Source organism: Cryobacterium sp. RTC2.1 (assembly GCF_035018685.1).
Classification (GTDB): domain Bacteria; phylum Actinomycetota; class Actinomycetes; order Actinomycetales; family Microbacteriaceae; genus Cryobacterium; species Cryobacterium glucosi.
In genome coordinates, this window is the sequence record NZ_JASJXJ010000126.1 from 1 (window position 1) to 11,942 (window position 11,942).

The 11,942-nt window shown below is 68.0% G+C and carries 11 protein-coding genes and 2 pseudogenes; 8 read left to right on the forward strand and 5 right to left on the reverse strand.

Features of this window, described 5'->3' with window-relative positions:
- A pseudogene (locus QN357_RS14275) lies at positions 1–281 on the forward strand (alkene reductase); the annotation flags it as partial.
- 109 nt (positions 282–390) lie between these two features.
- On the opposite strand, the gene QN357_RS14280 reads toward QN357_RS14275, so the two are convergent.
- Positions 391–1,626, reverse strand: a complete 1,236-nt coding sequence (locus QN357_RS14280; protein ID WP_134445829.1) for an aminotransferase class I/II-fold pyridoxal phosphate-dependent enzyme — start codon at positions 1,624–1,626, stop codon at positions 391–393.
- A gap of 203 nt (positions 1,627–1,829) precedes the next feature.
- Here QN357_RS14280 and QN357_RS14285 point away from each other — a divergent pair, with 203 nt between their 5' ends.
- The 5 genes from QN357_RS14285 to QN357_RS14305 all read left to right on the forward strand — a co-directional run bounded on the left by QN357_RS14285 (position 1,830) and on the right by QN357_RS14305 (position 7,673).
- Positions 1,830–3,530, forward strand: coding sequence for a S1C family serine protease (locus QN357_RS14285; protein ID WP_134445828.1), 1,701 nt, complete (start codon positions 1,830–1,832; stop codon positions 3,528–3,530).
- Positions 3,531–3,729: 199 nt separating this feature from the next.
- Positions 3,730–4,716: a glycosyltransferase family 2 protein gene (locus QN357_RS14290; protein ID WP_323505089.1), complete on the forward strand. Its 987-nt coding sequence runs from the start codon at positions 3,730–3,732 to the stop codon at positions 4,714–4,716.
- The gene (locus tag QN357_RS14295) at positions 4,713–5,540 is read left to right on the forward strand and encodes a CDP-alcohol phosphatidyltransferase family protein (RefSeq protein ID WP_134445826.1); all 828 of its coding nucleotides are present in this window, start codon (positions 4,713–4,715) and stop codon (positions 5,538–5,540) included. Before QN357_RS14290 ends, QN357_RS14295 begins: the two co-directional genes overlap by 4 nt.
- A 3-nt stretch (positions 5,541–5,543) precedes the next feature.
- Positions 5,544–6,422, forward strand: a complete 879-nt coding sequence (locus tag QN357_RS14300; RefSeq protein WP_323505087.1) for a glycosyltransferase family 2 protein — start codon at positions 5,544–5,546, stop codon at positions 6,420–6,422.
- Positions 6,423–6,446: 24 nt separating this feature from the next.
- Positions 6,447–7,673, forward strand: coding sequence for a hypothetical protein (locus QN357_RS14305; protein WP_134445824.1), 1,227 nt, complete (start codon positions 6,447–6,449; stop codon positions 7,671–7,673).
- 8 nt (positions 7,674–7,681) lie between these two features.
- On the opposite strand, the gene QN357_RS14310 is transcribed toward QN357_RS14305, so the two are convergent.
- On the reverse strand, positions 7,682–8,713 hold the full coding sequence (locus tag QN357_RS14310) for a hypothetical protein (RefSeq protein WP_241987400.1): 1,032 nt from the start codon (positions 8,711–8,713) through the stop codon (positions 7,682–7,684).
- Positions 8,714–8,830: 117 nt separating this feature from the next.
- Between QN357_RS14310 and QN357_RS14315 the strand changes: the two genes are divergently transcribed.
- Positions 8,831–9,106 (forward strand): helix-turn-helix domain-containing protein, encoded by a 276-nt coding sequence (locus QN357_RS14315; RefSeq protein ID WP_134445823.1) that lies wholly within the window; start codon positions 8,831–8,833, stop codon positions 9,104–9,106.
- A 6-nt stretch (positions 9,107–9,112) separates the two neighbouring features.
- Here QN357_RS14315 and QN357_RS14320 read toward each other — a convergent pair whose 3' ends face one another.
- From QN357_RS14320 to QN357_RS14330, 3 genes are read right to left on the reverse strand one after another with little or no spacing between them, the layout of a single operon-like run.
- Positions 9,113–9,895, reverse strand: a complete 783-nt coding sequence (locus tag QN357_RS14320) for an ABC transporter ATP-binding protein (protein WP_134445822.1) — start codon at positions 9,893–9,895, stop codon at positions 9,113–9,115.
- Positions 9,895–10,695: an ABC transporter permease gene (locus QN357_RS14325; protein ID WP_241975384.1), complete on the reverse strand. Its 801-nt coding sequence runs from the start codon at positions 10,693–10,695 to the stop codon at positions 9,895–9,897. The genes QN357_RS14320 and QN357_RS14325 overlap by 1 nt, the downstream gene beginning before the upstream one ends.
- 42 nt (positions 10,696–10,737) lie before the next feature.
- Positions 10,738–11,430, reverse strand: a complete 693-nt coding sequence (locus tag QN357_RS14330) for an NTP transferase domain-containing protein (RefSeq protein WP_134445821.1) — start codon at positions 11,428–11,430, stop codon at positions 10,738–10,740.
- 258 nt (positions 11,431–11,688) lie between these two features.
- Between QN357_RS14330 and QN357_RS14335 the strand changes: the two are divergent.
- A pseudogene (locus QN357_RS14335) lies at positions 11,689–11,942 on the forward strand (hypothetical protein); the annotation flags it as partial.

An 11,942-nucleotide genomic window follows, 5' to 3' on the forward strand; every position in this document is an offset into this window, starting at 1 on the left:
CCGGCGACCTGATCCAGGGACTGCGCACCCGCTTCGGCGGACCGCTCCTGATCAACACCGGCTTCGGCACCGTCACGACCCGGGCCGAGGCCATGGCCATCCTGGCCGATGACGTCGCAGACGCCGTCGTCGTGGGACGCGCCGTCATCGCCAACCCCGACCTCGTGCACCGCTGGCGCGACGACCTCCCGCTCAATGCCCTCGACCCGCAGACCCTCTACGGCAGCACGGCCGCCGGCTACACGGACTACCCGGCGCTCGCCGCCGCCGCCGCGGAGTAACACTCGCCCGAACCGATTCGACGGACTTTTTGAGTTTCTGGGCCGGTTTGCGGCCGCCCAGGTTACGAAAACCCGGCATCTCCGTCGAATCGGTTCGGGCGGCCTCGCGCTACCGGGCGGCCGGGCGCAGGGCAGCGAGCCGTGCGGCAGCCTGCTCCAACAGGTCCACCTTCTTGCAGAAGGCGAAGCGCACGAGCGAGGCATACTGCGGCCGGTGTTCCGGACTGCAGAACGCACCGATCGGCACGGCGACCACGCCGGCGAGGGCGGGAAGGTCGCGACAGAAGTCAGCGCCGTCCTCGTATCCGAGCGGCGCGGCATCCGCCACGATGAAATACGAACCGCTCGGGCGCGACACGGCGAAGCCCGCGGCGACCAGGCCGCGCTCGAGGACGTCACGCTTGCCCTGCAGCGAGGCCGCGATACCCGTGAAGTACGAGTCCGGGAGATCGAGCCCCCTCGCGATCGCCGGCTGGAACGGCGCACCGTTCACGTAGGTCAGGAACTGCTTGACCGCGAGGATCGCCGTCACGAGCGCGGCGGGTGCTGTCAGCCAGCCGATCTTCCATCCGGTCGTGTTGAAGGTCTTCCCGCCGGAGGAGATCGTCACGGTGCGCTCGAAAGCCCCCGGAAGCGTCGCGACGGGCAGGTGCTGCACACCGAAAGTGAGGTGTTCGTAGACCTCGTCGGTGACGATGATCGCGTTGTGCTGTTCGGCGAGCCGCACGATGAACTCGAGCGTCTCGCGGGAGAACACGGTCCCGGTCGGATTGTGCGGGTTGTTCACGAGTATGAGCCGGGTGCGATCGGTGATCACCGCACTGAGCTCGTCGAGATCCGGCTGGAAGTCCGGCGTGCGCAGGCGCACGGTGCGATGGATGCCGCCGCCGAGTGCGATGAGGCCGCCGTACGCGTCATAGAACGGTTCGAACGTCACGACTTCGTCGCCGGGCTCGATCAGGGCGAGGATCGTCGCAGCGAGCGCCTCTGTCGCCCCCGCGGTCACGAGGACCTCGGTCTCCTGGTCGACACTGAGGCCGTAGAAACGCTGCTGGTGGCGGGCGATCGCGTCGAGAAGCACGGGGAAGCCGCGGCCAGGCGGGTACTGGTTGACCCCGTCCGTGATGGCCTGTCTGGCGGCGTCGAGAACCTCGATGGGTCCGTCCTCATCCGGGAACCCCTGTCCGAGATTGATCGCGCCGGTGCGGACGGCGAGCGCGCTCATCTCGGCGAAGATGGTGGCGGCGATCGTGCCGTCGGCGCCCAGCAGGCCGGCACCACGGGCCGTCCGGCGCCAGGCGCCCGGAATGGCCGCGGTCGGAACTGTCTCGGGGGAGCCGTGCATGACTCCAAACTACGACATCCCCCGTGTCGGTGGCTCACGGGACCGGTTCGCAGGCGAGGATTGCTGCGCCGATCCGGCCGACCCCGGTCGCTGGGCTGCCACCCCAAGCAACATCACGGCTTCGTCATTGAATGCTCTCAGCTTGGGCGGAGGATTCGTTCAGGTTCGGGCGCGAAGCTGGCATCGCTTGGAAGGAGCACCTCATGACCGAACACCCTCAGGACCCAGACATTAATCGAGATCGTCCCGCTGCCGACGTTCCCTCCGACGCTGGCCAGGCCGCCGCGTCCGGACAGCCGGCCAACGCCGCCGTCCCCGCCGATACCACCGAGTACCCGGCCCCCTCCGCGAACGCGGACAACACGACCGAGGTCGTCGGCTTCCCGCAGGCCGCGCAGCCGGTTGCAGAGCAGCCGCAGGGCGTCGTCGCCCAGCAGGCGTCCGCCCCCGCAGACGTCCAGGCCGCCCAGGCTCCCCAGCAGCCCGTCGCGAACGCGTCGAACCAGATCACCCAGCCGACGCTTCCCTACGCGACGGATGCCTTCGGACGGCCCCTCGGCGGAGCCGACGGCTCTGTCCCGCCGCACTTCGCAGCATCGGCTGCACCCTTCTCCTACGCTCCCCAGGGTGGCGGCCCGAACGGACCGACCGGCCCGTCGTCGGCCCCCCATCCGAAGGACCCGGCCCGCCGCCGTGCCGGACTCAGCCTCGTTGCGGCGCTCGCGATCGGCGCCCTCATCGGCGGCGCATCCGGCGCCGGCGTGATGGCGCTCCTTTCCGGAGGCCAGGGCAACGGCACCCCCGTCAGTCAGGCCCAGGGGTCGAGCACCGTCGTCGTCAACAACACCGAGAGCGTCAACCAGATCACGGCAGCCACCGCGAAGGCCATGCCGAGCGTCGTCACCATCAACGCGACCAGCGGAACCTCCGGCGGCACCGGTTCCGGAGTCGTCCTCACCTCCGATGGCTATGTCCTGACCAACACCCACGTCGTGACACTCGACGGCGCGAGCGCAGACGCGACCCTCGAAGTCACGGCCAGTGACGGGAAGGTCTACAAGGCGACAATCGTCGGCACAGACCCGATCTCCGACCTCGCGGTCGTCAAACTGACCGACGCGAGCGGCCTCACCCCGATCAACTGGGCAGACTCGAGCAAGCTCAACGTCGGCGACACCACGATCGCCATCGGCGCACCGCTCGGCCTCTCCGGAACCGTCACCGACGGCATCGTGAGCGCCCTCAACCGGAGCATCTCGATCGCCTCATCGGCGGCGCCCACCACGGACACGCCGGACACCACGGCCCCGAGCACGGACAACCCGTACTTCTGGAACTTCGACCTCCCGAACAAGGACGGAAGCGCGCAGTCGACCACTCCGAGCACGACGAGCAGCATTTCGCTCTCCGTAATCCAGACGGATGCCGCGATCAACCCCGGCAACTCCGGCGGCGCCCTGCTCAACTCCAAGGGTGAACTGATCGGCATCAACGTCGCCATCGCCAACGCGGGCGGGTCCTCCTCATCGGGAACGGCTGCCGGAAGCATCGGCGTCGGCTTCTCGATCCCGTCGAACCTCGCCAAGCGCGTCTCCGACGAGCTCATCGCCAACGGCAAGGCCACCCACGGGCTGCTCGGTGCGAGCATCACGAGCGCGACGAGTGACACGAGCAGCACGGTCGGCGCCCTCGTCAGCGAGGTCAGCTCCGGTGGCGCAGCCGAGAAGGCGGGCCTGAAGAAGGGCGACGTCGTCACGAAGTTCAACGGAGTGCCGATCACCGACGCGAAGGATCTCACCGCCCAGGTGCGGGTACTCGCCGCCGGCGCCACCGCCGACCTCGTCTACGTCCGCGACGGCAAGTCGTACACCGTGACCGTCACGGTCGGGGAACTGTCCAGCTAGCAGCTCCCGTCCTCCTTCCACGCCCTGCGCCGCCGGTCATCGACCGGCGGCGCAGTCGTGTTTCCGCTCCGGTGCGCCAGCCGTCAGGAGGCCCCCAAAGGGGTGGGCTGGTAGTCTGGACAGTCCGCAACGGAATGGACACCCGATCGAACAGGCAGCACACACCGGCGAAGCGCCCCTGATCGGTGTCTCCTACGTGATGCCCGTGCTCAACGATGTGCTGCACGTCCCGGCCGCGGTGACGAGCCTCCTGGGCCAGGATTACACCGGTCCGTTCGACGTCACGCTGGCCCTTGCACCGAGCATCGACGGCACGGAGGAACTCGTCGCGGAACTCGCCGAACTCGACCCGCGCATCCGTGTCGTGCCCAACGAGATCGGATCGACCCCTGCCGGCCTCAACGCCGCGATCCGTGCATCCGCCTACCCCGTCGTGATCCGGGTCGACGCCCACTCGGTGCTGCCGAGCGACTATGCGCGCGTCGCCGTCGATACCCTCGAGCGCACCGGGGCGGACAACGTCGGCGGAGTCATGGACGCGCGGGCCACCGCTCCGTTCCAGCGCGCCGTCGCCCGGGCTTACGGCACCCGGATCGGCCTCGGCGGAACGCCCCTCCACGTCGGTGGGCCGGAGGGCGCCGCAGAGACGGTCTACCTCGGCTGCTTCCGCCGCGACAGCCTCCTGCGTGCCGGGCTCTTCGACGAGACCATCAAGCGCGGCCAGGACTGGGAGCTCAATCGGCGCCTCCGCGAGCAGGGTGGCACGGTCTGGTTCACACCGAGGCTGCGCGTCGTCTACCGGCCGCGACCGAGCCTGTCCAGACTCGCCCGCCAGATGCTGTCCACCGGAATGTGGCGCGGGGAACTCGCGCGGCGCTTCCCCGCAGACAACGGCATCCGCTATTTCGTGCCTCCCGTGATGGTGCTCCTCGTCACCGACGGAGTGGTCCTGGGCTTCGCCGGCGTCGTCGTACCGTGGCTGCTGCTGGGCTGGATCGCCCCGGTCGGATACCTGCTCGTCGTCCTCCTGGCCACCGTGGTCGTGACTCGCCCTGATGGCGGGCGCTCCGGCGCCTGGTTCCTTCTAGTCTTGCCCTGTATCCACTTCTGCTGGGGTTTCGGCTTCCTGCTCGGATACCTGAAACTCACCAGCAATATCGCGGCACGGACCGGGAGACACCTATGACATCCCACTCACATTCCACCGGTCGGGTGCGCCAGCCCCGGCCGACGTCGATCGCCGAGTTGCGGGCCGTCGCGCAGCCGCCCGAGGTACGCCTGCGGGCGAACGCCGAGCACTGGACGGCCTCGCTCTACCTGCGCGACGTGTCGCCGTATCTCACCTGGCTGCTGCTGAAGACGAGCGTGACCGCGAACGGTGTCACGGCGCTGATGATCCTCGTCGGCTGGTCGACCGCTGCGGCGCTGCTCATCCCCGGTGTCTGGGGGGCCCTGCTCGCGCTGATCCTCGGGCAGCTGCAGATGCTCGTCGACTGCTGCGACGGCGAAGTCGCGCGCTGGCGAGGCGAATCGTCGCCAGCCGGGGTCTTCCTCGACAAGGTCGGTCACTACTCGACGGAGGCGCTCATTCCGATCGCGTTCGGCATTCGCGCGGCGGCCTACCCGTTCGAATCGCCGGAGGATTTCCTCTGGACGACTCTCGCGTTGCTGCTCGCCCTCGTGATCGTGCTCAACAAGGCGCTCAACGACATGGTGCACGTCGCCAGGGCGAACGCGGGGCTCACCAAACTCGCCGACACGCGCGGTGAGCAGACCCCGACTCCCGGCAGGATCGCCCAGCTGCGCAGGCTCGCCCGGTTCCTGCCGTTCCACCGCCTGTACCACTCCGTCGAACTCACGATCCTGATCTTCGCCTCCGCGGTGATCGGCCGTTTCGTCGGCGAGCCTCTCATGGACCGGATCGTGCTCATCGCTCTCGTGCCCCTGTCGATCCTCGCTCTTTTCGGCCATTTCGTCGCAATCATGGCGTCGCGCCGCGTCCGGTCCTGAGCGGTGAGCGACACCGTGCTGCCGAGGGTCGGTGTCGTCGTGCTCACCCAGGGCACCCGGCCGGATGACCTCGCCAGCGGCATCCGCTCGGTGCTCGCCCAGCAGGAGGTCGTCCTCGACGTGGTCTGCGTGGGCAACGGCTGGGTACCGACCGGGTTACCGGGTGCCGTCCAGGCGCTGGCCCTGACGGAGAACCTGGGCATCCCCGCCGGTCGCAATCGCGGCGTCCCCCTTATGACGGGCGAGTACCTCTTCTTCCTCGACGACGACGCGAGCATCCCGGACCCCCGGTTCCTCAGTCGCGCGGTCGCGCAGCTCCGCGCGGACCCGTCGATCGGCCTGCTGCAACCCCGGGTGACCGATCCCACGGGCGCGGCGGCGCCGACCCGCTGGATTCCGCGCATCCGTAAGGGAGCCGCGACAGAGTCCGGCGCCGTCTTCTCGGTCTGGGAAGGTGCCGTGGTGATGCCCCGTGCGGTCTTCCTGGCCACCGGAGGCTGGGCCGAACCGTTCTTCTACGCTCACGAGGGCATCGAACTGGCGTGGCGGGTCTGGGACCAGGGGCTGCGCACCTGGTACGCGGGAAACCTCGAAGCAAATCATCCCGTCATCCAGCCCACCCGGCACGCCGACTACTACCGGCTGAACGCGCGCAACCGGGTCTGGCTCGCCCGGCGCAACCTGCCTGCCGTGCTGGTCCCGGTCTACGCCGGTTCCTGGCTCGCGATCCAGCTGCTGCGATTCCGCAGCGACCGGCCGGCACTGCGGGCCTGGCTCGCCGGATTCCGGGAGGGCTGGCGCAGCAACCCGGGGGAGCGGCGGCCGATCAGCGCCCGCACGGTCTGGCGGATGTCCCTGGCCGGCCGTCCCCCCATCGTCTGACCCGGTGCTCGGTACTCTGGAGGGATGACCATTCGAAAAGACATCGGCCTGGCCGTCAAGCTGGTCAAGGATGTCGCCGCGTCGCGCCGGGCACAGAAACTGCTCGCCGGCCGGCTCCTCGGGGACGGTCCGCTTCCGCTCGGCCGTTTCAAGATCGCGGTCTACTTCGCCGACGGCGCCGTCAACCTGTATCAGATGCGGCAGTGGTACCGGCCGCTCGCCGTGCTCGCCGAGACCTGGCCCGTCATCGTGTTGAGCCGCACCGGGACCGGGGCGCTGCCGATGTCCGAGGAGTGCCCGGTGCCGGTGACCTACGTGCGCAAGGTCGCCGACCTCGAGCGGGTCGTCGCGGAACAGGACATCCGCATCGTGTTCTACGTCAACCAGAACGCCCGGAACTTCCAGATGATGCGCTACCCGCGGTGCTGGCACGTGTTCATCAACCATGGCGAGAGCGACAAGATGTACATGGTCACGAACCAGATCAAGGCGTACGACTACGCCTTCGTCGCCGGTGACGCCGCCCTCGCCCGTCTCGACCGGGTGCTCTGGGACTACGACTTCGACAAGCGGGCGATCACCATCGGCCGCCCGCAGGCGGACCACTACAGCGGCGTGCTTCCGTACGTTCCCGACGACCGGCAGGTCGTGCTCTACGCGCCGACCTGGGAAGGAGACCGGCCCACCGCGGCATACGGCTCGATCGCGAGCCACGGCGTCGCACTCGCCACTGCGCTCCTCGCCTCGTCGCGGCATCGCCTGATCTACCGGCCGCACCCGCGCAGCGGGGTCACCGACGAGGCATACGGCGCAGCCAACCGCAGGATCATCGCCCTGATCAAGGCGGCGAACGCCCGCGATCCCGCCGCTCACCACATGTACGACACCGGTGCGGAGCTCGGCTGGCAGCTCGCGGCGGCGGACGTTGCCATCGTCGACATCTCAGCCATGGTCTACGACCGGCTCGCCGCAGGCAAGGCCCTTCTCGTCACCCGCCCCGCCGATCCCGCTGCCGAGATCGACACCGGCGGGTACCTCGCGGCGTGCGAATGGCTCGACGCGTCCGCCGCCTCCTCGATCGTGGGCACGGTGGATGCGCTCGCGCACGACCCGGAGGCCGAGGCCCGGTTGGGTGTGTGGGTCGAACGCTACTTCGGCGACGCGGCACCCGGTGCGGCCACCGCTCGCTTCCACGCGGCCGTGCAGCACCTGATGGACGAGTGGGAGCGGTTCGACGCCGTTCGGCCCTGAGCGGCCTGCTACGGTCGCGGAGAGGAGGCCGGTTCGCGGGGAGACACGTCCTGCCCGGCGGCCGCGTGATCCGAATCCGCGTGAGCCGAATCCGGGTGATCCGCCGTTGCGGTGCCTGGAACCCCTGACTCCAGCGGTCGGCCACGGCGCAGCAGCCGCGGGACCATGCGGGGGAGCACGGTGAGGGTGCCGTGCCCGAGCTGCCCGAGCTGGGTGATGCGGTGGCCGGCGGCGACCCGCAGCGCGCCGGCACGGCCGACTCCCTCGAGGCCGCCGCCCTCGCGCACGATCGCCTCGCGTATGCGCGGGTCGAGTTCGGGACGGAAGTCCGCAGGCGGCTGGCCGAAGGCGAGCCGGGACGAGGTCAGCACCCGCTTGCCCAGAATATGGTTGCCGGCGCCGCCGACGACGGCGCCGACGCCGAAGGGGAGCGCCTTGCCGACGAAACTCGCGGAGCCGCGGGTCGCGAACTGGCGGATGAACGAGCTCTTCAGGCGATCGGTGAGCGGACCCATGATGGCGCGCGGAATGCTCGCGGTGACGAGTTCGCCCCAATAGGCCGTTCGGACCGCACCCGTTCCGCTGAACTGGCCGGCAAGCTGGCGGACGAGGTCGGAGCCCTCCCTGCCGAGCATCATCGTCATGACGAGGGCGCGGGCGCGCTCCGGGTCGTCGACGGCAATACCGTGCACCTCGCTCACCGACTGGGCGAACAAGGCTGTCGCTTCGAGGAACCCGGCGGTCTCGACGCCGGACAGTGCGAGGGTCACCCCGGTGCCGACGCCGGGAATGACGGCCGTCGCCCCGACGGCCGCGCCGCCGGTCGTGACCATGGCGAGGTAGCGGCGTTCGAGGATCCTGATGATCTGTGCGGGGTCCGAGTCCGGTGAGCGCCGGCGGATGCCGCGGATGTGGGCGAGCACAGCCGGGCGGTGGATGGCCATGACCCGGTCGAATCCCCGGATGATGCCGGTCGGAAGCTGGCCGCCCTGCGGCAGACCCCCGGTCGTCGAGACGAGGGGTTTCACTCTTCGTGCCATGTCGATGCCGTCCTTCCGATTTCCGTCGAGTTTACGTTGCCGGTCTGACAGGGGAAGGTATTCACATCTTTTCCCCGGCCACTGGCGGTTTTCCCACTTCAAGCCTATAGATGGAGGATGCCGGAGCCGAAGTCAGAAGCGAGCCGCCTGCTGGGACTGCGCCTGCGGCAGCGCCGAACGGAACTCGAGCTCAACCAGGAGTCTGTCGCGCACCGGGCCGGACTCAACGTGTCCAATTACGCCAGGATCGACCGCGGCACTGGGAATCCGACCTTCCACACCCTGATCCGGCTCGCGGACGTGCTGAGCCTCGAGGTCGGGGACCTCCTCACCGGCCTGACCAAGGAACAGCTGCCGCCCGATCGCGACAGCCTCGCCATCGTCGATCCTTGAGCCGGCTCAGGCGGGCCGCACGCCGTAATCGGCGTCGTACCGGGCGAGGACCTCGTCGAGTGGACCGTCGAGGACGAGCGCGCCCTTGTCGAGGTAGAGGCCCCTGGCGCAGAAGCGACGCAGGTCGCGTTCGTTGTGCGAGACGAAGAACAGGGTGCGGCCGCCGGCGAGCAATTCCTCGATCCGGCGATAGCACTTCTCCCGGAAGGCCTTGTCGCCGACGGCGAGCACCTCATCGACGAGGATGATCGGCTCCTCGAGCCGGGAGATGACCGCGAAGGCGATGCGCACCTTCATACCGCTCGAGAGGTGCTTGTACGGGGTGTCGACGAAGTCTCCGATCTCGGCGAAGTCGAGAATCTCGTCAAAACGCTCGCCGATCTGTTTCTTCGTCATGCCGTGCAGGCCCGCCGTGAGATAGACGTTGTCGCGCACGGTGAGGTCATCGACGAAACCGCCGGTGATCTCGATCAGTGGTGCGACGCCCTCCGTCACCCGCACAGTGCCCTCATCGGGCAGGACGACCCCGGTCACGAGCTTGAGCAGGGTCGACTTTCCCTGGCCGTTGCGACCGACAACGCCGATGGCCTCTCCGCGCTGCACCGTGAAGGATACGGCGCGCAAGGCCCAGAATTCGCCGGGTCTGGTGCGCCGGGCCCCGCTCGCGAACAGGTCCTTGAAGCTGCGCCTGCCGCGTCGGTTACGGCGAAAACGGATGCCGACCCCGGCCAGGGCGATCACAGGCGCCCCGGTCACGGCCGATCCCGGCGTCCGGACTGTTCCCGTCATCACAGCTCCTTCAGGACCGCGCGCTCGGTGCGCGTGAAGACCAGCAGCCCGAGTCCGAGGAAGGCGACGGACATGGCCGCGCTGACGCCGACGGTGAACCAGTCGAGGTTGCCGGGGAAGAAGGCCGCCCGGTAGAGGCTGAAGATGCCGCTGAGGGGATTGAACGCCGCCCAGAAGTGCAGCTGGTGCGGCAGGTCCTGGGTGCTGTAGATGATCGGGGATGCGTAGAACAGGAAGCGCAGGATGAGTTTGACGGCGCGTTCCAGATCGCGGAAGAACACGACGAGCGGCGCGACGATGAGGCCGACCCCCGCCGTGAGGATCGCCTGGATCACGATGGCGAGCGGGAAGAACACGATTTCGACGCTCGGCCGGGCGCCGGCGAACACGGCGAACAGCACGAGCACCGGGATCGAGGCGAGGAATTCGATGCCCTTGGAGAGCACGAGCCGGTTCACCCAGATGGTGCGGGGGATCCGGGTCGACCGGATCAGCTTCGCCTCGCGCAGGAACGCGCGAGTGCAATCGGAGACGGTTCCGTTGAACCACATCCAGGGCAGCAGCGCGCTGAGCAGGAAGATGATGTACGGCTCGTGCCCGACGCCCCGGTGGAACACCTGGGTGAACACGAACCAGTAGATCCCGGCCATCACGAGCGGGTCGAGGATCGACCAGAAATAGCCGAGGAACGAGGTGGAGTAGCGGACCCGCAGGTCGCGCTGGGTCAGGAGCCACAGTGAGTGGCGGTAGCGGGAGAGAGCGGTGAGCTGTTCAGGGCGCACTTCTGCGTAGCTACTCACAGACTCCACTCTAGATGTTCACAAAATCAGGGTGAATGCGAATCAGACGAACAGGTTCGCGCGCTCGAGGTCTTCGGCGAAATCGACCTCGACAGCGTAGAAGTCGGAGATGTCGAGGGGTTCGATCAGCAGGCCGTTCTTCTCGATCGCGAGTTCGATGCCGCGCTCGAAGTAGTCCTGGTCGTTCACCCTGGCGAGATGGCGCACCAGGATCGCCTTGTGCGCACTGGAGATGAAGTTGATGCCAACGGCCTCTCCGAGTCCACCGGTCACGGTCTTGGAGAGTTCCCTGATGTATCCCTCGTCGTCGGTCGTGTACTTGACCTCTTCTTCGGACACCTGTGAGGTGTTGACCGTCACGAAAGACTGGTCGCGTTCGACCATGGCGTGCGCCCGATCGAGGACGGCGGGATCGAAGACGACGTCGCCGTTCATCCAGAGCACCCCGCCCGCGCCGGAGGCCTGCAGGGCGCGCAGGAGGCTCTTGGACGTGTTGGTCTGGTCATATTCCTCGTTGTAGACGAAGGATGCCTGGGGGAACGCCTCGATGATGTGCTCGAGCTTGTAACCGACGACGATGGTGACGCGGGCCAGGGATCCGAATGCGTGCTCGATGTTGTCGAACTGCTGACGCATGATCGACCGGCCGTCGCTGAGTTCCGTGAGCGGCTTGGGCAGTGAACGACCCAGTCTGCTGCCCATTCCCGCTGCCAAAATGACTACCTGGGTGGCCATATTTGTCTCCTTAACAGTGTCGGGCTACCTGCGCCCGGTTCGAAAAATGTCGAGCCAGTTTGCCTGTGGTTCACCTCGTCTTTTCCGTTCAGACACACCAACATGAAAGTGTCAGTCTACCCGAAGTGCCCCTTTCGGGTGCCGCCGCGTGGAATCGGCCCCGGTGAACGGGCCGGATCGAGCGCGTTTTCGGCGGGATTCGCGCCCGCCATCCAGTCTTGTCGGAGGGTCGTTGGTAGGGTTGGCGAGGTGACTCACGTGCCTCCCAACTCCGAGCCCAACGAGCCGACCACAACTGTGCCCGCGTCCGATTCGGCCCCGTCGAACGACGCAGCCACTCCGGCGCGTCCGGCCAAGACGACGCCCGACCGCGCAACCTCGGCGCGCACCGCTTCACCCCGAACTCCGGCAGCCCGAACCCCCGTCGCCCGAACCCAGAAGCCCCGCGCCAGCCCGGTTCGCAAGGTTGCCGCGGCTCCCCAGAAACCCGCTGATCCGGCCGAGCCGTCCCC

Excerpts from the sequence above, each read along its gene's own strand:
- QN357_RS14280 (WP_134445829.1), bottom strand. The coding sequence starts at position 1,626 with ATGCACGGCTCCCCCGAGACAGTTCCGACCGCGGCCATTCCGGGCGCC.
- QN357_RS14285 (WP_134445828.1), top strand. The coding sequence starts at position 1,830 with ATGACCGAACACCCTCAGGACCCAGACATTAATCGAGATCGTCCCGCT.
- QN357_RS14290 (WP_323505089.1), top strand. The coding sequence starts at position 3,730 with ATGCCCGTGCTCAACGATGTGCTGCACGTCCCGGCCGCGGTGACGAGC.
- QN357_RS14295 (WP_134445826.1), top strand. The coding sequence starts at position 4,713 with ATGACATCCCACTCACATTCCACCGGTCGGGTGCGCCAGCCCCGGCCG.
- QN357_RS14305 (WP_134445824.1), top strand. The coding sequence starts at position 6,447 with ATGACCATTCGAAAAGACATCGGCCTGGCCGTCAAGCTGGTCAAGGAT.
- QN357_RS14310 (WP_241987400.1), bottom strand. The coding sequence starts at position 8,713 with ATGGCACGAAGAGTGAAACCCCTCGTCTCGACGACCGGGGGTCTGCCG.
- QN357_RS14315 (WP_134445823.1), top strand. The coding sequence starts at position 8,831 with ATGCCGGAGCCGAAGTCAGAAGCGAGCCGCCTGCTGGGACTGCGCCTG.
- QN357_RS14320 (WP_134445822.1), bottom strand. The coding sequence starts at position 9,895 with ATGACGGGAACAGTCCGGACGCCGGGATCGGCCGTGACCGGGGCGCCT.
- QN357_RS14330 (WP_134445821.1), bottom strand. The coding sequence starts at position 11,430 with ATGGCCACCCAGGTAGTCATTTTGGCAGCGGGAATGGGCAGCAGACTG.